Here is a 20,719-nt window from a genome sequence, read left to right as displayed (position 1 = left end):
TGAACTCTCGAATTACTTTTGGCGGGTGATGAAACGCGCCAGGATGTTCAGCCCCAGCACGGCCACGGTGATCAGAAACACACCGGCCCAGGCCAGTTGCTGCCAGTTCTCGTACGGGCTCATCGCAAACTTGAAGATGGTGACCGGCAAGCTGGCCATGGGCTTGCTCAGGTCGGCATTCCAGAACTGGTTGTTCAGCGCGGTGAACAGCAGCGGCGCCGTCTCGCCCGCGATACGCGCCACGGCCAGCAGCACGCCGGTGATCACGCCGGCGCGGGCCGCGCGCAGCGTCACCATGGTGATGACCTTCCACTTGGGCGTGCCCAGCGCATAGGCGGCTTCGCGCAGGCTGGCGGGCACCAGCAGCAGCATGTTCTCGGTGGTGCGGATGACCACGGGAATCACGATCAGCGCCAGCGCCACCACGCCGGCCATGGCGGAGAAGCTCTTGAAGCGCACCACCACCACGGTATAGACGAACAGGCCGATGACGATGGAGGGCGCGGACAGCAGGATGTCGTTGACAAAGCGCGTGGTGGCGGCCAGCCAGCCTTTTTTGTCGTACTCGGCCAGATAGACGCCGGCCATGACGCCTATGGGCGTGCCCACGAAGGTGGCCAGGGCCACCATCATCAGCGAGCCCCAGATGGCATTGGCGATGCCGCCCTCCTCATTGGGCGGCGGCGTCATCTGCGTGAACAGCGCCAGGTTCAGGCCGCCCACGCCCTGGCGAATGGTCTCCCACAGAATCCAGATCAGCCAGAAGACGCCGAACAGCATGGCGGCCATGGACAGGGTCAGCGCCAGCTGGTTGAGGCGCTTGCGCCGGTCGTACTTGGCCTGGCGCACGGCGGCCAGATTGGCGGCATCGATCATTTTTGCGGAGGTCGAACTCATGAACGCGCTCCCTCATTCTTTTGCAAACGATTGAGCAGCAGCTTGGACAGCGCCAGCACCACAAAGGTGATGAAGAACAGCACCAGACCCAGATAGATCAGCGATGCCTGGTGCAGGCCCTCGCCGGCTTCCGCAAACTCATTGGCCAGCGCCGAGGTGATGCTGTTCGCGGCCTCGAACACGGACAGCGAATTGAGCTGATTCATATTGCCGATCACAAAGGTCACGGCCATGGTCTCGCCCAGGGCACGGCCCAGGCCCAGCATGACGCCGCCGAGCACACCGGTCTTGGTATAGGGCAGCACCACTTTCCAGACCACTTCCCAGGTGGTGGAGCCCAGGCCGTAGGCCGACTCCTTGAGCAGCGCGGGCGTGACTTCGAACACATCGCGCATCACCGAGGCGATGAAGGGGATGATCATGATGGCCAGGATGATGCCGGCCGACAGAATGCCTATGCCCACGGGCGGGCCGGACACGAATGCGCCCAGATAAGGCACGCCCGACAGCAGCTTCTGCAGCGGCTGCTGCACATAGGTGGCCAGCACGGGGCCGAACACCATCAGGCCCCACATGCCGTAGACGATGGAAGGAACCGCCGCCAGCAGTTCCACGGCCGTACCCAGCGGGCGCTTGAGCCAGGTCGGCGAGAGTTCGGTCAGGAACAGCGCGATGCCGAAGCTCACGGGCACGGCGATGAGCAGCGCAATGGCGGAGGTGGCCAGCGTGCCGTAGATCATGACCAGGCCGCCGTAGCGATTCTGTACCGGGTCCCAGACACTGCTGGTCAGAAAGCCCAGGCCGTATTCATGGATCGCGGGCCAGGCGCCAAACAGCAGGGAAATCATGATGGCCAGCAGCAGCACCAGGGTCAGGACTGCGGCCAGGCGGGCCAGAGCGCCAAACAAACGATCCGCCATGCGGCCTGAGATCATCGGCGCGCGTGGCGGAGAGGGGGTGCGTTGCTGAGCTGATTCCGGCTTGGACATGGCAGCCAGTGAGCTTGAGGGCGACGTAGTGGACACGTGAAGCGCCTTTATTCGCAAAGGGTTGAAAGAGGCAGCGCAGGCGCCGACCGGTACGGCGCCGCGCTACTCACTGTTTACTGGACCAGGGTCTTGCCGGAAGTATCCTTGATATGGCTCCAGGACTTGTAGATCGTGTTCTTCACGGAATCGGGCATGGGCACATAGTCCAGATCGGCGGCGGTCTTGTCGCCGTTCTTGTAGGCCCACTCGAAGAACTTCAGCGAGGTGGCGGCCTGAACCGGCTTGTCCTGGGACTTGTGCATCAGGATGAAGGTCGCTGAGGTGATGGGCCAGGCATTCTTGCCGGGCTGGTTGGTCAGGATCTGGTAGAAGCTCTTGGCCCAGTCGGCGCCGGCTGCTGCAGCCTTGAAGGTCTCGTCATCGGGAGAGACGAAGCTGCCGTCCTTGTTCTGCAGCTGGGTATAGGTCAGCTTGTTCTGCTTGACATAGGCGTATTCCACATAGCCGATGGAGTTGGGCAGACGGCCCACGAAAGCGGCCACGCCTTCGTTGCCCTTGCCGCCGGCACCCGTGGGCCAGTTCACAGCCGTGCCTTCACCGACCTTATCCTTCCACTCGGTGTTGACCTTGGACAGGTAGTTGGTGAAACCGAAGGTGGTGCCCGAGCCGTCGGCACGGCGCACGGGAGCGATGGCGGCATCGGGCAGGGCCACGCCGGGGTTCAGAGCCACGATGGCGGGATCGTTCCACTTGGCGATCTTGCCCAGGTAGATGTCGCCCAGCACCTGGCCGCTGAGCTTGAGCTGGCCGGGAGCGATGCCCTTGATGTTGACTACGGGCACGATGCCGCCGATCACGGTGGGGAACTGCACCAGGCCCTTCTTGGCCAGTTCGTCATCCTTCAGAGGCGCATCCGAGGCACCGAAGTCCACGGTCTTGGCGTCGATCTGCTTGATGCCGGCGCTGGAGCCCACGGACTGGTAGTTGATCTTGACGCCGGTGGCCTTGTGGTAGTCGGCAGCCCACTTGGAATACAAAGGAGCCGGGAAGCTCGCGCCAGCGCCTGTAGCCTCCTGGTCCGCCAGGGCCTGGCCCAGGCCCCCTGCAGACAAGGCACCAGCCACCAGAACGTGAATCAAGGACAACTTCATGAAACGACCTCTTAGGGTTGAAAGATTCGATGGCTGGACTGTAAAAACCATTTATGACAGCGTCGTGACATAAACATTTCAGTCATTCGGGATTGAAATACGCAGCCGGTTTGGCGTCATACTGCGGACACATCGGGTCTCCAGACTGATTTGCCCAGCGAAACTTGGCCCCGCCGCCGGATGCGGGGAAAATACCTGAGCAGGCCGAGGTTGCACCCCAGGCCCTCACATCTGTAACTGCAGACGTGCTGCATATTGCGATGCCTGCAGCGCAGCCATGAGGCTTCGCACCTTTTTGCAAAACACCGCACTGCTTTTTTCATGGCCCCCGAATCTTTGCTCGCCGCCGTCGACCTTGGCTCCAACAGCTTCCGTCTGGAAATCGGGCGCGTAGGCTCACACCAGCGCATAGAGCGCGTGGAATACCTCAAGGACACCGTACGTCAGGGCAATGGCCTCAACAACCGGCACGAGCTGTCCAGGGATGCCATGCAGCGCGGCTGGGAATGCCTGGCCCGCTTTGGCGAACGCCTGACGGGCTTTGCCCATGACCATGTGCGCGCCGTGGCCACCCAGACCCTGCGTGAGGCCCGCAATGCCGACGAATTTGTCAGCCGCGGCAGCGAGCTGCTGGGTTTCCCCATCGAGATCATCTCCGGCGAAGAGGAGGCGCGCCTCATCTACCGCGGCGTCTCCAGCTCCCTGCCGCCCAGCCAGCAGCGCCGCCTAGTCATAGACATTGGCGGGCGCTCCACGGAAATCATCATCGGCCAGCACAGCCAGGCCCTGCAGGTCGCATCGTTCACGCTGGGCAGCGTCTCCTGGAGCAGTCGCTTCTTCGCCCACGGCGTGCTGAACAAGTCCAGCTTTGCCGCGGCCATCGCCGCCGCCAAGCAGACCCTGTCCCAGGCCCAGTTCGCCTACCCGGGCACGGCCTGGGATTGCGCCTATGCCTCCTCGGGCACCGCCAACGCCGTGGGCGATGCGCTGACTGCCCAGGGCCTGGACGGCAGGGTCATCACGCTGGCCAAGCTGCGCCATCTCTATGAACAGCTGCTGAGCGTGGGTCATATCGACAAGCTGCGCATGCCCGGCCTCAAGGAAGACCGCCGCCCCGTGGTGGCGGGCGGCATCAGCGTGATGCTGGCCGTCGTGGAGCTGCTGGACATCACCGAGCTGGAAGTCGCTCAGGGCGCACTGCGCCAGGGCGCGCTGCACGACCTGCTGGACCATGAGCCGCCGGCCGACAAGGAGGCCGCGGAAATCCACGCCCTGCAGCAGGACTTCGGCGTGGACATAGAGCATGCCAGGCGCGTGGGCCGCGTTGCCACCGAGCTCTGGCAGCAGATTCGCTCCGAAGCCAGCTCGCCCGCAACCACCCAGGCCCTGGGCATTGCCGCGCAGCTGCACGAGGTGGGCATGCGCGTGGCACTGAACAACTACCACCGCCATGGCGCCTATATCACCGAGCATTGCGGCCTGGCCACCTGGGAGCCCGCGCTGCGCCAGCGCATCACCCAACTGGTGCTGGGCCACGAAGGCAAGCTGCGCAAGCTCGAAGAAGCCATCGACGACCCCGAGCTAGCCCTACCCCTGATGGCGCTGCGCCTGGCCGTGCAGCTATGCCACACGCGCCGCGACCCGGAGATGCAAGGCATTCATTTCAAGCGCTCGGGCATGGAATGCAGGCTTGTCACCCCGACGGGCTGGATGCTGGCCTACCCGCAATCGGCCCGGCTGCTGGAGGAGGAATCCATGGCCTGGAGCAAGACCCCCTGGAGCCTCAGACTACAGCTGCGCTAAGCCACAGTGCCGAAAACAGACGAAAAAAGGGACCGCAAGCGGTCCCTTTTACATTCACAAGCGTTCACGGCCACCACTCATAAAACATGAGCAGGCTGCGCCTGCCAGATCTCAAATTTCAAGGGTTTCCTCAGAAATTTGATGATTATTCAGCGCTGTGCACTCCTCAAGCAGTAGCGGTCATTGCACGGCCGCATAGCGCTCCATCAGCGCCAGCTGCACGCCCCGGCCGTCCTGAGGGTGGGCCGGCTTCTGGTAGAGGCCCGTGGCCTCCAGCGTCCAGGCGTCGCGGTCGTCGCCCAGATAGCCCACCAGGCATTCGTCGATCACGCGCTGGCGCAGCTTCTTGTCCAGCACGGGCCAGGCCAGCTCCACGCGGCGCATCATATTGCGACTCATCCAGTCCGCGCTGGACAGCAGCAGCTCCTCCTCCTTGCCCCAGGCAAAGTAGAACACGCGCGAATGCTCGAGAAAGCGGCCGATGATGGAGCGCACCCGGATATTGTCGGTAAAGCCCGGGCGCTGCGCCGGCAGCATGCAGGCGCCGCGCACGATGAGGTCGATCTGTGCGCCCTTGCGTCCCGCGTCCACCAGGGCGCGCATCAGCGGCTCGTCGGTCAGCGCATTCATCTTGATCACCATGCGCGCGCGCTCGCCCCTGGCCGCAGCAGCGCCCACCGCGGCGATCAGCTCCAGCATGCGGCTCTGCAGATGGAACGGCGCCATGACCAGCTTCTGCAGCCTGGGCATGGTGTTGTGACTGGAGAGGTGGCGGAACACCGCATCCATGTCCGCCGTGATGTCGTCATCGCAGGTCAGATGGCTGATGTCGGTGTACAGGCGCGCGCTGCGCACGTTGTAGTTGCCGGTGGACAGATGCGCATAACGCTTGAGCTGGTTGTTGCGCTTCTCGCGCCTGGTGATCAGCAGCATCTTGGCATGGGTCTTGAGACCGACCACGCCATACACCACCTGCACGCCCAGCGACTCCAGCTTCTCGGCCCAGTTGATATTGGCTTCCTCGTCGAAGCGAGCCTTGAGCTCCAGCACGGCCAGCACCTCCTTGCCGCGGCTCACGGCCTCGGCCAGCAGGCTCATGATCTCGGAGTCCGACCCGGTGCGGTAAATGGTCTGCTTGATGGCCAGCACCTGCGGGTCGTTCACGGCCTCGCGCAGCAGCTCCAGCACCCCGTCAAAGCTCTCGAAAGGCTGATGGATGATGATGTCGCCCTTGCGCATCTGCGCCATCACGGAGCGGCCCGGCACCAGCTGCGTGGGCCAGACGGGCTTCCAGGTGGGGAACAGCAGCGCCGGATCGTCCACCAGATCCACGAGCTGCATCTGGCGCACCAGGTTCACCGGACCTTTGACGCGGAACAGGGACTCGGCCGGCAGGCCGTATTGCTCCAGCAGCAGATTCGAGAGCATGGGCGAGCAAGAGGAGGAAACCTCCAGCCGCACCGCCTGGCCATAGTGGCGGTGATGCAGGCCTTGGCGCAAGGCCATGCGCAGATCGACGAGATCGTCCTCGTCCACGGCCAGATCCGAGTTGCGGGTGACGCGGAACTGGGAAAATTCGGCCACTTCCCGCTCCGGGAACAGCTCCGCCAGATGAGCTCGCACCACGCTGGAGATGCTGACGAACAGGCGCTGCTTGCCCGAGATTTTTTCGGGCAGGCGAATCAGCCGCGGCAGGGCGCGCGGCACCTTGACAATGGCCACCTCGTTGGCGCGGCCGAAGGCATCGACGCCGTTGAGGCGCACGATGAAGTTCAGGGCCTTGTTGGCCACCTGCGGGAAGGGGTGCGAAGGATCCAGGCCCACGGGCATGAGCAGCGGCTGCACCTCGCGCAGAAAATATTCACGCACCCATTTGCGCTGCGCGGCGCTGCGCTCGCCATGCGAGATCAGGCGGATCGAGTGCTTTGCAAACGCGGGAATGATGGACTGGTTGTAGAGCTGATACTGCTGGGCCACCAGGCCATGCGCCTTGGTCATCAGCGATGCAAAGCTGCTGCGCGTGTACAGCCCGCTTTCATCCCCGGCCTTGGCGGCGGAGACATGGGGCGCGCTGCGCACCTCGAACCACTCGTCCAGATTGGAGGAGACGATGCACAGATAGCGCAGGCGCTCGAGCAGCGGCACATCTTCACGCTCCGCCCAGTTCAGCACCCGTTCGTTGAAGGCCAGAATGCTGTGATCGCGATCGAGAAACTCCAGCTGCGGCTCGGCGGGCGGCGGCACGACCGCCTCGGGCTTGGCCGCGGTGCTGCGGCGACGCGGGGTTTTCAGAGCCGGCCTGGCAGTCCCAGCGACGGCCGCAGTCGTCTGCACCTGATGGATGCCCGGCCTGGCTTGCACAGAGCCCCCCTTCACAGTCACTTTGACATCGGCACCCGGATCATGGGCCAGCCCCAGGGATGCCGGCCCCGCGTCGCGAGGCGTCATGGCGGATGCAGCGCTTGCAGTGTTCATCGGGGCTGTGGCCTCCCCTGCCTGAGAAACGTCGGATGAAGAAACAGTACCGGAAACGGTTTGAGACATGTCAACAAAGGCCTGCAGAGCCTTGGAACGCCCTAAGGGCTTTGTGCCACAGTCTGCCCACCGTTTATGACTGTTTCATGACTTTTTAATGACAACCCGCAGCGTTTGTGACTATCTCTTACATACTCAACCCGCTCTCACAACCTGAGCAAGACGTTCAGCACAGTTGCTGGCTTGGCCCGCATCCCTGGCCTCAACCATGACGCGCAGCAAAGGCTCGGTGCCGCTGGCACGTATCAGTACGCGCCCACTGTCACCGAGCATTTTCTCGACCTCGGCCTGCTCCTTGGGCAGCTGTATATTGCTCTTCCAGTCCTGCCCCGGCTGCAAACGCACATTGATCATGACCTGGGGAAACAGCTGCACATCTTCCAGCCATTGAGCCACGGTTTTGCCGGAATGTACACAGGCCTGCAACACCTGCAAGGCACTCACCAGGCCGTCGCCGGTGGTGTGCTTGTCCAGCGCCAGCAGATGCCCCGAGCTTTCCCCGCCCAGCTGCCAGCCATTGGCGTTCAGGGCCTCCAGCACATAGCGGTCCCCGACCTTGGCACGCACAAAACCTACGCCCTGGGCCTTGAGCGCCTGCTCCACGGCCATATTGGTCATCAAGGTGCCGGCCACGCCGGGCACGGCCTCGCCACGTACCAGGCGGTCGGCGGCCATCAGATACAGCAGCTCATCGCCGTTGAACAAACGCCCCTGGGTATCGACCAGCTGCAGCCGGTCCGCATCGCCATCGAGAGCCACGCCGAAGTCGGCATCATGGGCACGCACGGCCTGCACCAGCGCCTGGGGATGGGTAGCGCCCACTCCCTCGTTGATGTTCAGGCCATCGGGCGCACAGCCGATGGCCACGACATTGGCGCCCAGCTCATGAAAGACCTTGGGCGCAATCTGATAGGCGGCGCCATGGGCCGCATCCACCACGATCTTGAGCCCGCGCAGCGAGAGCTTGTGATCGAAAGTGCTTTTGCAGAACTCGATATAGCGGCCCGCGGCATCCCCCAGACGGCTGGCCTTGCCCAGGCTCGCCGAGTCCACCCAGACCGGATCTTCCTGGAGGGCGGCTTCCACATCCTCTTCCCAGGAGTCCGGCAGCTTGGTGCCCTGGGCACTGAAGAACTTGATGCCGTTGTCGTAGAAGGGATTGTGGCTGGCGCTGATGACCACGCCCAGGCTGGCGCGCTGGGCGCGCGTCAGATAGGCGACGCCGGGGGTGGGCAAAGGGCCCAGCAGCATCACATCGACGCCCGCCGAGTTGAAACCCGACTCCAGCGCGCTCTCCAGCATATAGCCCGAAATACGGGTGTCCTTGCCAATCAGCACCAGAGGACGCTCTTGGGTGCGACGCAGCACGCGTCCGACCGCATGCGCCAGACGTAGCGCGAAATCCGGCGTGATGGGGGATTTTCCGACCGTGCCACGAATACCGTCGGTGCCGAAATATTGACGTGCCATAGTTCCTCGTTTCCTTTTTCTTGCTTGCAACGCCTCTCGCGTCGACGCAGGTTTCAAGCTAGCGCATCCTGCATGGCCTGCCAGACGGACAGGGCCTCTACCGTCTCCTTCACATCGTGCACCCGCACAATGCGCGCTCCGCGCTCCACAGCCAGCAATGCTGCCGCCACACTCGGAATCAGGCGCTGCTCGACCGGCAGGCCCGAAACCGTTCCCAACGATCCCTTGCGCGACCAGCCCGCCAGAAGCGGAAAGTCTAGTTCCAGCAAAGCCTGCTGATGTGCAAGCAAGGCAAAATTTTGTGCCACGCTTTTGCCAAAGCCTATGCCGTAATCCCAGACGATGCGCTCGCGCGCGACCCCGGCTTCCAGCAAAGGCTTGGTGACCCGGGACAGGAACTCCCTGACCTCCGCCACGGCATCACCCGACATGTGATTCAGATGCATGTTCTGAGGGGTCTGATGCATGTGCATCAGGCACACACCGCAGCTGGAGTGAGCCGCCACCGCCTGTTGCGCCCCAGGCTGACGCAGAGCCCAGACGTCATTGATGATGTCCGCACCCAGATCAAGCGCGGCCCGCATGACCTCGGGCTTGTAGGTGTCGACGGATATCGGCACCTGCAGCTTGACGGCCTCGGCCAGCATCGGCAGGACTCGGTCCAACTCCTCCTCCAGGGACACGGCTGGCGAACCCGGACGTGTGGACTCGCCCCCGATGTCCAGAATATGCGCGCCCTGCCGCAAGAGCAACTCGGCATGCTTCATGGCCAGGGAAACGCTTGCATGCCGGCCGCCGTCGGAGAAGGAGTCCGGGGTGACATTCACGATCCCCATGACCAGAGGCCTAGCGAGCTGCAACAGAAAACGCGAGGTTTGCCACTGTGGTGACATCTGAACTCCAATGTGTGAGGTGAGGCAAAAACAAAAGGCCCCGAAGGACCTTTTGTGGAGGGCTTATCTCTTAAGCCGTGGTGGGCGACGGCTCGGCATTGGATGCCGGTGTTCCACCCGACGAGTTGCCGCCGTCCGATGAGGGCGGGTTGCGCGGCGTCCAGTCCTTGGGAGGACGCGGCTGCTTGCCGGCCATGATGTCGTCAAGCTGCTCGGCATCGATGGTTTCCCATTCGAGCATGGCCTTGGCCATGGCATGCATCTTGTCGGCGTTGTCCTCGATCAGCTTGCGCGCCAGATGGTATTGCTCATCGATGATGCGGCGCACTTCGGAATCGACCTTCTGCATGGTCTCTTCGCTGATGTTGTTGGTCTTGCTCATGGAGCGACCCAGGAAAGGCTCGCCTTCCTGCTCCGCGTAAACCATGGGGCCCAGCGCATCGGTCATGCCGTAGCGAGTGACCATGTCGCGGGCGATGGCGGTCGCACGCTCGAAGTCATTCGAAGCACCAGTGGTCATCTGGTTCATGAAGACTTCCTCGGCAATACGGCCGCCAAACAGCATCGCGATCTGGTTGAGCATGTATTCCTTGTCATAGGAATAGCGGTCCTTCTCGGGCAGGCTCATGGTCACCCCCAGCGCACGGCCGCGCGGGATGATGGTGACCTTGTGCACAGGATCGCACTTGGGCAGCAGCTTGCCGATCAGCGCATGGCCAGCCTCGTGGTAGGCGGTGTTGCGGCGCTCTTCCTCGGGCATGACCATGGTCTTGCGCTCGGGGCCCATGATGATCTTGTCCTTGGCCTTCTCGAAGTCCTGCATCTCCACGGTGCGCGCATTGCGGCGCGCAGCCATCAGAGCGGCTTCATTGCAGAGATTGGCCAGATCGGCGCCCGACATGCCGGGCGTGCCGCGCGCGATGATGGCGGGATTCACGTCCTGGCCGACCGGAATCTTGCGCATATGCACGTTCAGGATCTGCTCGCGGCCGCGGATGTCGGGCAGGGTCACATACACCTGACGGTCGAAGCGGCCAGGGCGCAGCAGGGCCGCATCCAGAATGTCGGGACGGTTGGTGGCAGCCACGACGATCACGCCGAGGTTGGTCTCGAAGCCGTCCATCTCCACCAGCATCTGGTTCAGGGTCTGCTCGCGCTCGTCATTGCCGCCGCCCAGGCCCGCACCACGCTGACGGCCCACGGCATCGATTTCATCGATGAAGATGATGCAGGGGGCATTCTTCTTAGCGTTCTCGAACATGTCGCGTACGCGGGCTGCACCCACGCCGACGAACATCTCCACGAAGTCGGAGCCCGAGATACTGAAGAACGGCACCTTGGCTTCGCCCGCAATGGACTTGGCCAGCAGCGTCTTGCCGGTGCCCGGAGGGCCGACCAGCAGCAGGCCGCGCGGAATGCGGCCGCCGAGCTTCTGGAATTTATTGGGATCCTTGAGGAAGTCGACGACCTCCTTGACCTCTTCCTTGGCCTCGTCGCAACCGGCCACGTCAGCAAAAGTAACAGTGTTGTTGTTCTCGTCCAGCATGCGCGCCTTGGACTTGCCGAAGCTGAAAGCTCCGCCCTTGCCTCCGCCCTGCATCTGCCGCATGAAATAGACCCAGACTCCGATCAGCAGCAGCATTGGCCCCCAGCTCACTAGCAAAGTCATGAGCAGCGAGCCTTCTTCGCGCGGCTTGACGTCGAACTTGACGTTGTAGTTGATCAGGTCGCCCACCAGACCGCGGTCCAGATAGGTCGCAGTCGTGCGGACCTTGCGGTCGTCGGTGGTTGTGGCAAGGATCTCGGTGCCACCAGCACCGTCCTGGATGGTTGCGCTCTTGATGCGATTGCTGCGCACCTGCTCCAGGAACTCCGAGTAGCCAACATGGGTGGCACCGCCGGCACCGCGGGTGTCAAACTGTTTGAACACCGTAAACAGCACCATGGCGATGACCAGCCAGACGGCGATTTTTGAAAACCACTGATTGTTCAAGCGGGGCTCCAAAGGAATATTCAGACGTAAGGCCCGGAGGGTCTCCGAACCTAGTTGAGGTTCATTTTAGGTGTTTCAAGCATTCAAGCCGTCTATTTCCCCCTATAGCGGCCATAGAAGGAATGCGGGTTTGCCGAAGAACAGCGCTAAACCCATGTTTTTCCTAATATTTCCACCATAGACTGCAGGAGTTTGCTGCAGCGCTCCATGGGGTCAATGCAGCGCCGATGCCGCATTGTTTCTCATGCAGGGTGCTTGAGCCCCATGCCGACCAGGAAGGTCTCTGCCGACCTGTCGCGCGAGGCCTTGGGCTTGACGGGTTTGACCACCTTGAAAGTCTGCTTGAAAAGGTCCACCAGTTCGTTGTAGCCACTGCCGTGGAACAGCTTGACCACCAAAGCACCTTCGGGCTTCATGTTGTGCACGGCAAAGTCCACCGCCATCTCGATGAGTACGGCGACGCGCGCGGCATCGGTTGAGGCATGGCCGGAGAGGTTAGGCGCCATGTCGGAGACCACCACATCGGCCTTGCCCCCGCCCATGGCCTCCTCGAGCTGAGCCAGCACCGACTCTTCACGGAAGTCGCCCTGGATGTAATGCACGCCCTCGATGGGCTCCATAGGCAGCAGATCCAGAGAGATGATGCGGCCGTTGAGCGCGCCCACCGCAGCGCCGCTGGGCGAGAGGCGCCGGCGTACATACTGGCTCCAGGCTCCCGGCGCGCAACCGAGGTCCACCACGGTATGCCCGGGCTGGATCAGCTTGAGCGACTCATCTATTTCCTTGAGCTTGTAGGCCGCGCGCGCACGATAACCGTCCTTCTGAGCGGCTTTCACATACGGATCATTGATGTGATCGTGCAGCCAATTCTTATTGACCTTCTTGCTTTTGGTTTTCGTTTTCATGCCTGAATTCTCGCAGCCTTGATAATACGGGGATGCCCCAAATTGAATTAACTCCCGCAGAGCGCCGGGAACACCGCGCCGAAGCCCACCATCTGGACCCCGTGGTTCTCATCGGTGGTGATGGTCTGACCGCCGCCGTCCAGAAGGAAGTGGACGCCGCACTCAATGCCCATGGTCTGATCAAGGTCCGTGTTTTCAGCGATGACCGCACAGGCCGCGAACAGATCTACCAACAGCTGTGCGACGAGCTCAATGCCGCCCCGATTCAGCACATCGGCAAGCTGCTGGTGCTGTGGCGCCCCATGCCCGAAAAGGAAAAGCAGCATGACGAGGACCGCAAGCCCGGTCCGCGCGATATCAAGGTGCTCAAGTTCGGCCGCGCCGGCCAGAAGCCCGAGGTCAAGCAGCTGCGCGTGCTGGGCAACCAGCGCCTGACGGCCGGCGGCACCATCAAACGCGCCAAGCCCAAGCAGAAGTCGGTCAAAAAAGGCCGCCAGGACTGAGCCGCACCGGCCAGCCGTTCGTCATTTTCTCTTCGCTGAGACCGCTTATCCATGGTTCAGACCACACCGCAGCAACGCCATATTCTCTGCATGAAATGGGGCACCAAGTACGGCCCGGAGTACGTCAATCGACTCTATGCCATGGTAAGGCGCCACCTCAGCGGAGATTTTCGCTTTGTTTGCCTGACCGACAGCACGGAGGGGATTCGCCCCGAGGTGGAATGCTTTCCGATTCCCGATCTGAACATCCACCTGGCACCCGGCCAGCGCGACGGCGCCTGGAAGAAGCTCACCACCTTCGAGCGCGACCTGCATGGGCTCCAGGGTCAGGCTCTGTTCCTGGATCTGGATGTGGTGATCGTGGGCAGCCTCGATGATTTCTTCACCCTGCCCGGCGACTTCCGCATCATCCACGACTACCCTCGCTTCTGGCGTTTTGGCGAGCGCATCGTGGGCAACTCTTCGGTCTACCGCTTTCAGCTCGGCGCGCATGCCGATGTGCTCGAGCATTTCCGCGCCAATACCGAAGCCCTGCGCGGCCAGTATCGCAACGAGCAGGAATACCTGTCGCATTTCCTGCACAAGCAGGGCAAGCTGCAGTACTGGCCGGCCGCCTGGTGCCCGAGCTTCAAGTATTACTGCATCCCCACCTGGCCCAGCAATTACTGGAAGGAGCCCGTGCCGCCGGCCGATGCGCGCATCGTGATCTTCCACGGCGAGGTCAATCCGCCCGATGCCCTGGAGGGCCGGCGCAACAAGCGCTTTCGCCACATCGAGCCGGCCCGGTGGATCGAGAAGGCCTGGGGCTGATTCAGCCCAGCAAAACCAAAGGCGTTGCCCGCAAGGTGCAACGCCTTTTTTTCATCCGGCAGGGGATTTCAGGCCATCAGCGGTGCGCATCCACCAGCGCATGACCTTTCATGCGCGTGAGTATGGACAACGGGCTGGCCTCGGGGTTGTACTCGCTGCCGGGCGGCAGGAACAGCGTCTGCTCCAGCATGTACTGCCCGGCCATGACCGCATGCACGGCCTGGTCGGAAAAACACACCCAGGTAGACCCGGCCGCGAACGGCACGGTCTCCTGCGGCGCATTCTGCTGATAGTCCATATCTCCCTTCATGCCATCGTGCAGCTGCAGCATCAGATGGTCGTATTCGCTGCGCAAGGACTTGGTCACATGCAGCAGCTCCAGCGCCTTGGCCTGCCAGGCGCTATAGGGCTTGGCGCGAGGCACGAACTTCCGGGCCACATCCTCGAACGGCTCGCCCACGCGCCAGACGCGCGGCTGACCGTCGGGATTCACGTTGGTGAACACGCGCAAAATCCGCTCGCCATAGTTGGGACGCGAGGGGAAGGCGTCCACATGCATGCGCTTGTCGTCGGCGCGCCAGGACTGGGCGCGCGTTTCCACCTGGGACGGACGATAGCTGGTGGGCGCCATGCGCACGACCGGCATGTAGTTGGGGAACAGGCCGCTGATCAACGCCGTGGCCTGATCGCGAAAGCGTCCCACCATGGCCGCGACCTGCTTTTGTGCGGCCTCGTCGCCAGCCACCCCTTTGATGGAGCCGTCCACATTCAGGCTGATGTTGCGCGTCTTGGGATCGCGCACATCGGGACGCAGCAGCGTCTTTTCCTGCTCGGTCAGCTCAAAGGTCAGACGGGGGAAATACAGGACCTTGCCGGCTTCGACAGCGGCCGTCCACTCATCGCGCCCCTGGACATTGCTCCAGTCGGTCGCGTCAATTTTTACGATTTGAGATTCCATGGCTTCGGCAGTTTACTCCCTGCCCCAGCACCAGGCTTGGCCTGGATCAAGCCGGCTTGCGGCTGCCGGCAAGACGCCACAGCACCACCGCGGCACAGCCCCACTGCAGCGCATACATGGCCGTGCCCACGTCGTGCCAGAGCTTGAGGTTCTCGCGCGCCACGATTTTGGGCGACACGCCGTATTGCACCAGCAGCGCCAGCAACATGCCGGCGATCACAAAACCGATAGCAGCTTGCGCCCATTCCTCAATCTTTTCCGCCTGCCTTCTTTTTGAAAGCACCAGCAGCATGGCGCAGCATGCTATGGAAACCCAGGTCTGAGCCGCGAACAGCTTGGCCGCCATATAGCCGGCCAGCGCCGGAGTCGGCAGATTGGCAAACAGCATGGGCACGGCCATGAAGCCAATGGCGCTCAGACTGCCCCACCACAGAGCAGCAAAAAAGAATGGCAAGCGTTCAAACATGGTGACCTGTGAAATCCGCGCGGCCCATGCAAGAGACATCAAGCAAGAGCCGCCTTGCGGCGAAGGCGTCGTCCCTTTCGGGGGAAGGCGCGCAGCGCCTCAGGGGGATCAAATGTACTTAACGCCCACCACCTCATAGCGACGCTCGCCGCCCGGTGCCTGCACCACGGCCGTATCGCCCTCTTCCTTGCCGATCAGCGCACGGGCAATGGGGCTGGACACATTGATCAGGCCATGCTTGAGATCGGCCTCGTCTTCGCCCACGATCTGGTAGGTCACGGCCGCGCCGCTGTCTTCGTCTTCCAGATCCACGGTGGCGCCGAACACCACGCGGCCGCCGGCATCCAGCACCGAGGGATCAATGACCTGCGCTGCCGAGAGCTTGCTTTCGATCTCGGCAATACGGCCTTCGACGAAGCCCTGATGCTCCTTGGCGGACTCGTACTCGGCGTTTTCGCTCAGATCGCCCTGGGCACGCGCCTCGGCAATGGCTTGAATGACGGCGGGACGCTCCACGGTCTTCAGACGCTGCAGCTCCGTCTTGAGCTTTTCCGCTCCGCGCGTGGTGATGGGGATGGTGGCCATGGTCAAGTCTCCAATTTCAGCAAACGCCGCGCAGCGCACGGCACTTCTCGCACAGACTTGCCCGACAAAGTCAAGCAGGGGCCTGTGCCCCAAAAGCAAACCGCCGCACGTTGCCGCGCGGCGGTTGAAATTCATTACCGTTCATTATGCCGCGTTTGCCGCGGCACCAACCCGGTAAAACCCGGCAGCCCTGTCGGGCAGTGCCGGTTTGTGCCTTTTAAGCGCTCTGCAGCATGGCGTGCAGCTCTTGAACCGAGTACACATCCAGGTTGCTGCGCATGGCCTTCATGCCGTCCACCGCGGCTTCAGCACCGAAGATGGTGGTGAAGGTGGTCACCCGTGCCAGCAAAGCGCTGGTACGGATGGCGCGGGAGTCGGCGATCGCATTGCGGCGGTCTTCCACGGTGTTGATGACCATGGCGATTTCGCCGTTCTTGATCATGTCCACGATATGCGGACGGCCTTCGGCCACCTTGTTGACGGCCTGCACCAAGATGCCGGCGGCTTCCAGAGCCGCGGCCGAGCCGCGGGTGGCGCAGAGCGTGAAGCCCATGGCGACCAGCTCCTTGGCCACCGCGACCATGCGCGGCTTGTCGGCGTTCTTCACGGACAGGAAGATCTTGCCTTCGGTCGGCAGCTTGACGCCGGCGCCCATCTGGCTCTTCACAAAGGCCTCGCCAAAGGTCTTGCCCACACCCATGACTTCGCCGGTGGACTTCATCTCGGGGCCGAGAATCGTGTCCACGCCGGGGAACTTCACGAACGGGAACACGGCTTCCTTGACGCTGAAGTAAGGCGGAGTCACTTCCTTGGTGATGCCCTGCTCGGCCAGCGTGTCGCCCACCATGCAGCGTGCGGCCACCTTGGCCAGCTGGATGCCCGTGGCCTTGGAGACGAAAGGCACGGTACGCGAGGCGCGGGGGTTCACTTCCAGCACGTAGATCACGTCCTTGCCGTCACGCTCCTGAATGGCGAACTGCACATTCATCAGGCCGACCACATTCAGGCCTTCGGCCATGGCCGCGGTCTGGCGCTTGATCTCGGCCACGGTCTCGGGCTTGAGATAGTAAGGCGGCAGCGAGCAGGCGGAGTCACCGCTGTGCACGCCGGCTTGCTCGATGTGCTCCATCACGCCGCCGATGAACACGGCACCTTCACGATCACGCACGCAGTCCACGTCGCACTCGATGGCGTTGGACAGGAAGTGGTCCAGCAGCACGGGAGAGTCGTTGCTCACCTTCACCGCTTCGCGCATGTAACGCTCGAGGTCGCGCTGCTCGTGCACGATTTCCATCGCGCGGCCACCCAGCACATAGGAGGGACGCACCACCAGCGGATAGCCGATGGCCGCTGCCTTTTCCAGCGCTTCGGCTTCGGCACGCGCCGTGGCATTGGGCGGCTGCAGCAGGCCCAGCTTCTGCAGCAGATGCTGGAAGCGCTCGCGGTCCTCGGCCGCGTCGATCATGTCGGGCGTGGTGCCGATGATGGGCACGCCTTCCTTCTCCAGGCCCAGGGCCAGCTTCAGCGGCGTCTGGCCGCCGTACTGCACAATCACGCCAGCGGGCTTTTCGACGGCGACGATTTCCAGCACGTCTTCCAGCGTCAGCGGCTCGAAGTACAGGCGGTCCGAGGTGTCGTAGTCGGTGGACACGGTCTCGGGGTTGCAGTTGACCATGATGGTTTCATAACCATCTTCGCGCATGGCCATGGCTGCATGCACGCAGCAGTAGTCGAACTCGATACCCTGGCCGATACGGTTCGGGCCACCGCCCAGCACCATGATCTTTTTCTTGTCCGTAGGCGCTGCCTCGCACTCCTCGTCGTACGTGGAGTACATGTACGCGGTGTTGGAGGCGAACTCGGCCGCGCAGGTGTCCACGCGCTTGAACACGGGACGCACCTTCAGCGCCTTGCGCGCTTCGCGCACAGCCTTGTCCGTGGTCTTGAGCAGCTTGGCCAGACGGCGGTCGGAGAAGCCCTTTTGCTTGAGCGTGCGCAGCGTGCCGGCGTCCAGAGCGGCCAAGGCCTGATCGCCCTTGGCTTCGGCCAGCTGATCCAGTTCGAGTTCGATCTTCACGATCTCTTCGATCTGCACCAGGAACCACTTGTCAATCTTGGTGATGTTGTGGACTTCGTCCAGCGTCCAGCCGGCAGCGAAGGCATCGCCCACATACCAGATGCGGTCGGGACCGGGCTCGCCCAATTCCTTTTCCAGGATCTCGCGATCCTGGGTCTTCTCGTTCATGCCGTCCACGCCCACTTCCAGACCGCGCAGGGCCTTCTGGAAGGATTCCTGGAAGGTACGGCCGATGGCCATCACCTCGCCCACGGACTTCATCTGCGTGGTCAGGCGGTTATCGGCAGCGGGGAACTTCTCGAAAGCAAAACGCGGAATCTTGGTGACCACGTAGTCGATCGAAGGCTCGAACGAGGCCGGGGTCTTGCCGCCGGTGATTTCGTTCTTGAGCTCGTCCAGCGTGAAGCCCACGGCCAGCTTGGCCGCGATCTTGGCGATGGGGAAACCCGTGGCCTTGGAGGCCAGCGCCGAAGAGCGCGAGACGCGGGGGTTCATCTCGATGACGATCATGCGACCGTCCTTGGGGTTCACCGAGAACTGCACGTTGGAGCCGCCGGTATCCACACCGATCTCGCGCAGAACGGCCAGAGATGCGTTACGCATGATCTGGTATTCCTTGTCGGTCAGCGTCTGGGCCGGGGCCACGGTGATGGAGTCACCCGTGTGCACGCCCATGGGGTCCAGGTTCTCGATCGAGCAGACGATGATGCAGTTGTCCGCGGTGTCGCGCACCACTTCCATCTCGTACTCTTTCCAGCCGAGCAGCGACTCTTCGATCAGCAGCTCGTTGGTGGGCGAAGCCTCCAGACCGCGCTTGCAGATGGTCTCGAACTCTTCAGGGTTGTAGGCGATGCCGCCACCCGTGCCGCCCAGCGTGAAGCTGGGGCGGATCACCGTGGGGAAGCCCACGTTCTTTTGCACTTCCCAGGCTTCGTCCATGGAGTGGGCGATACCCGAGCGCGCGGAGCCCAGACCGATCTTGGTCATGGCGTCCTTGAACTTCAGGCGGTCCTCGGCCTTGTCGATGGCTTCGGGTTTGGCGCCGATCAGCTCGACCTGGTACTTGTCGAGCACGCCGTGGTGCCACAGGTCCAGCGCGCAGTTCAGCGCGGTCTGTCCGCCCATGGTGGGCAGGATGGCATCGGGACGTTCCTTGGCAATGATCTTCTCGACCGTCTGCCAGGTGATGGGCTCGATATAGGTGACGTCGGCCGTGGCCGGGTCGGTCATGATCGTGGCGGGGTTGCTGTTGATCAGAATGACCTTGTAACCCTCTTCGCGCAAGGCCTTGCAGGCCTGGACGCCGGAGTAGTCGAACTCGCAGGCCTGGCCGATGACGATGGGGCCGGCGCCAATGATCAGAATGCTTTTGAGGTCGGTGCGCTTAGGCATTTTTGTGTGTCTCCATCAGCGCTGTGAAGCGGTCGAACAGATAGCCGATATCGTGCGGGCCGGGCGATGCCTCTGGGTGGCCCTGGAAGCAGAAGGCGGGCACATCGGTGCGCTCCATGCCTTGCAGCGTGCCGTCAAACAGGCTGATGTGCGTGGCACGGGCATTGGCGGGCAGCGATTCCAGCTCGACGGCGAAACCGTGGTTCTGGCTGGTGATGCTGACGCGGCCGGAGTCCAGGTCCTTCACGGGGTGGTTGGCACCGTGGTGGCTGTTCTGCATCTTGAAGGTCTTGGCGCCCGAGGCCAGAGCCATGATCTGGTGACCCAGGCAGATGCCGAACACAGGCTTCTTGGTGGCCATGATTTCCTGCACGGCAGCAATGGCGTAGTCGCAAGGCTCGGGGTCGCCAGGGCCGTTGGAGAGGAACACGCCGTCGGGGTTCAGTGCCAGCACGTCCTTGGCGGGCGTCTGGGCGGGCACCACAGTCACATCGCAGCCGCGCTCGGCCAGCATGCGCAAAATGTTCTTTTTCACGCCGAAGTCATAGGCCACGACCTTGAACTTAGGCGCCTCGAGCTTGCCGTAGCCTTGGCCCAGCGTCCACTCGGCCTCGTTCCAGGGGTAGGACTTGACGGTGCTCACCACCTTGGCTAGGTCCAGGCCCTTCATGCTCGGGGCGGCCTTGGCAGCGGCAATCGCTTCATCGATCTTGGCCTGGGTCACTTCCTCACCGGCAGCCAGCCCCACGATGGCGCCGTTTTGCGCGCCCTGGTCACGCAGCAGGCGCGTGAGCTTGCGGGTGTCGATGTTGGCGATGGCAACGGTCTTGCCTTCGGCCAGGTACTCGGACAGCGTCTGGGTGCTGCGGAAGTTGCTGGCCAGCAAAGGCAGGTTCTTGATGATGAGACCTGCGGCATGGATCTTGTCAGCCTCGACGTCCTCGGGATTGACACCGTAGTTGCCGATGTGCGGATACGTGAGCGTCACGATCTGCTGGCAATAGCTGGGGTCGGTGAGGATTTCTTGATACCCGGTCAGCGAAGTGTTGAAAACGACTTCACCGACGGTGGTGCCTTGCGCACCAATCGAGTTGCCAATAAAGACCGTGCCGTCTGCGAGCGCCAAGATGGCGGATGGGAAACTTCCCTTGAGAGACAAAAGCACTGGGTTCTCCGGTTTTTTAATTACGGTTACGCCCAACGAAGCCCCGGCACAGGTGCTGGGACGTTTTTTGTCTGCAGGGGATGACGAGGTAGCGTCGCTAGGCGTATGAAGGAATGCTTGAAAGCCG

Annotated in this window: 16 protein-coding genes; 3 read left to right on the top strand and 13 right to left on the bottom strand. The window is 62.5% G+C overall.

The window, feature by feature from the left end; translation table 11 throughout:
- Positions 1-12: 12 nt before the first annotated feature.
- From pstA to pstS, 3 genes are all read right to left on the bottom strand, one after another.
- The gene (gene pstA / locus AB6724_RS10330) at positions 13-897 is read right to left on the bottom strand and encodes a phosphate ABC transporter permease PstA (RefSeq protein ID WP_369338432.1); all 885 of its coding nucleotides are present in this window, start codon (positions 895-897) and stop codon (positions 13-15) included.
- Positions 894-1,832, bottom strand: coding sequence for a phosphate ABC transporter permease PstC (gene pstC / locus AB6724_RS10325; protein ID WP_369338431.1), 939 nt, complete (start codon positions 1,830-1,832; stop codon positions 894-896). Before pstC ends, pstA begins: the two co-directional genes overlap by 4 nt.
- 167 nt (positions 1,833-1,999) lie before the next feature.
- Positions 2,000-3,037, bottom strand: coding sequence for a phosphate ABC transporter substrate-binding protein PstS (pstS, locus tag AB6724_RS10320; RefSeq protein WP_369338430.1), 1,038 nt, complete (start codon positions 3,035-3,037; stop codon positions 2,000-2,002).
- 321 nt (positions 3,038-3,358) lie between these two features.
- Between pstS and AB6724_RS10315 the strand changes: the two genes are divergently transcribed.
- Positions 3,359-4,840, top strand: coding sequence for a Ppx/GppA phosphatase family protein (locus AB6724_RS10315; RefSeq protein WP_369338429.1), 1,482 nt, complete (start codon positions 3,359-3,361; stop codon positions 4,838-4,840).
- Between the two features lie 180 nt (positions 4,841-5,020).
- Here the strand turns inward: AB6724_RS10315 and ppk1 are convergent, their stop codons facing one another.
- From ppk1 to AB6724_RS10290, 5 genes are all read right to left on the bottom strand, one after another.
- Entirely contained in the window at positions 5,021-7,084 is a 2,064-nt protein-coding gene (gene ppk1, locus AB6724_RS10310) for a polyphosphate kinase 1 (protein WP_369338493.1), read from the bottom strand.
- 426 nt (positions 7,085-7,510) lie between these two features.
- Positions 7,511-8,845 carry a phosphoglucosamine mutase gene (gene glmM, locus AB6724_RS10305; protein WP_369338428.1) on the bottom strand — a complete coding sequence of 445 codons (1,335 nt, stop codon included), beginning with the start codon at positions 8,843-8,845 and terminating at the stop codon, positions 7,511-7,513.
- Positions 8,846-8,898: 53 nt separating this feature from the next.
- Complete coding sequence (folP, locus tag AB6724_RS10300; RefSeq protein ID WP_369338427.1) at positions 8,899-9,738, bottom strand: dihydropteroate synthase; 840 nt, start codon at positions 9,736-9,738, stop codon at positions 8,899-8,901.
- 70 nt (positions 9,739-9,808) lie between these two features.
- Complete coding sequence (ftsH, locus tag AB6724_RS10295; RefSeq protein WP_369338426.1) at positions 9,809-11,731, bottom strand: ATP-dependent zinc metalloprotease FtsH; 1,923 nt, start codon at positions 11,729-11,731, stop codon at positions 9,809-9,811.
- A 242-nt stretch (positions 11,732-11,973) separates the two neighbouring features.
- On the bottom strand, positions 11,974-12,636 hold the full coding sequence (locus tag AB6724_RS10290) for an RlmE family RNA methyltransferase (protein ID WP_369338425.1): 663 nt from the start codon (positions 12,634-12,636) through the stop codon (positions 11,974-11,976).
- Between the two features lie 32 nt (positions 12,637-12,668).
- Here AB6724_RS10290 and AB6724_RS10285 point away from each other — a divergent pair, with 32 nt between their 5' ends.
- Together AB6724_RS10285 and AB6724_RS10280 are read left to right on the top strand one after the other, a co-directional pair.
- Positions 12,669-13,139: a YhbY family RNA-binding protein gene (locus AB6724_RS10285; protein ID WP_369338424.1), complete on the top strand. Its 471-nt coding sequence runs from the start codon at positions 12,669-12,671 to the stop codon at positions 13,137-13,139.
- A 51-nt stretch (positions 13,140-13,190) separates the two neighbouring features.
- Positions 13,191-13,949, top strand: a complete 759-nt coding sequence (locus AB6724_RS10280) for a glycosyltransferase (protein WP_369338423.1) — start codon at positions 13,191-13,193, stop codon at positions 13,947-13,949.
- Positions 13,950-14,025: 76 nt separating this feature from the next.
- Here AB6724_RS10280 and kdoO read toward each other — a convergent pair whose 3' ends face one another.
- From kdoO to carA, 5 genes are all read right to left on the bottom strand, one after another.
- A complete protein-coding gene (gene kdoO / locus AB6724_RS10275) occupies positions 14,026-14,907 on the bottom strand; it encodes a Kdo hydroxylase KdoO (RefSeq protein ID WP_369338422.1) in 882 nt (293 codons plus the stop codon).
- Positions 14,908-14,953: 46 nt separating this feature from the next.
- The gene (locus AB6724_RS10270; protein ID WP_369338421.1) at positions 14,954-15,373 is read right to left on the bottom strand and encodes a DUF4149 domain-containing protein; all 420 of its coding nucleotides are present in this window, start codon (positions 15,371-15,373) and stop codon (positions 14,954-14,956) included.
- 108 nt (positions 15,374-15,481) lie between these two features.
- Positions 15,482-15,958, bottom strand: a complete 477-nt coding sequence (greA, locus tag AB6724_RS10265; RefSeq protein ID WP_369338420.1) for a transcription elongation factor GreA — start codon at positions 15,956-15,958, stop codon at positions 15,482-15,484.
- Positions 15,959-16,175: 217 nt separating this feature from the next.
- The gene (gene carB / locus AB6724_RS10260; protein WP_369338419.1) at positions 16,176-19,427 is read right to left on the bottom strand and encodes a carbamoyl-phosphate synthase large subunit; all 3,252 of its coding nucleotides are present in this window, start codon (positions 19,425-19,427) and stop codon (positions 16,176-16,178) included.
- Complete coding sequence (gene carA, locus AB6724_RS10255; protein WP_369338418.1) at positions 19,420-20,592, bottom strand: glutamine-hydrolyzing carbamoyl-phosphate synthase small subunit; 1,173 nt, start codon at positions 20,590-20,592, stop codon at positions 19,420-19,422. Before carA ends, carB begins: the two co-directional genes overlap by 8 nt.
- Positions 20,593-20,719 lie beyond the last annotated feature (127 nt).

It is taken from the genome of Comamonas guangdongensis (genome assembly GCF_041079535.1).
In the GTDB taxonomy this organism is placed as follows: domain Bacteria; phylum Pseudomonadota; class Gammaproteobacteria; order Burkholderiales; family Burkholderiaceae_C; genus Comamonas; species Comamonas guangdongensis.
The sequence above is the reverse complement of the archived record's forward strand: the minus strand, read 5'-3'. Positions and strand labels throughout refer to the sequence as shown.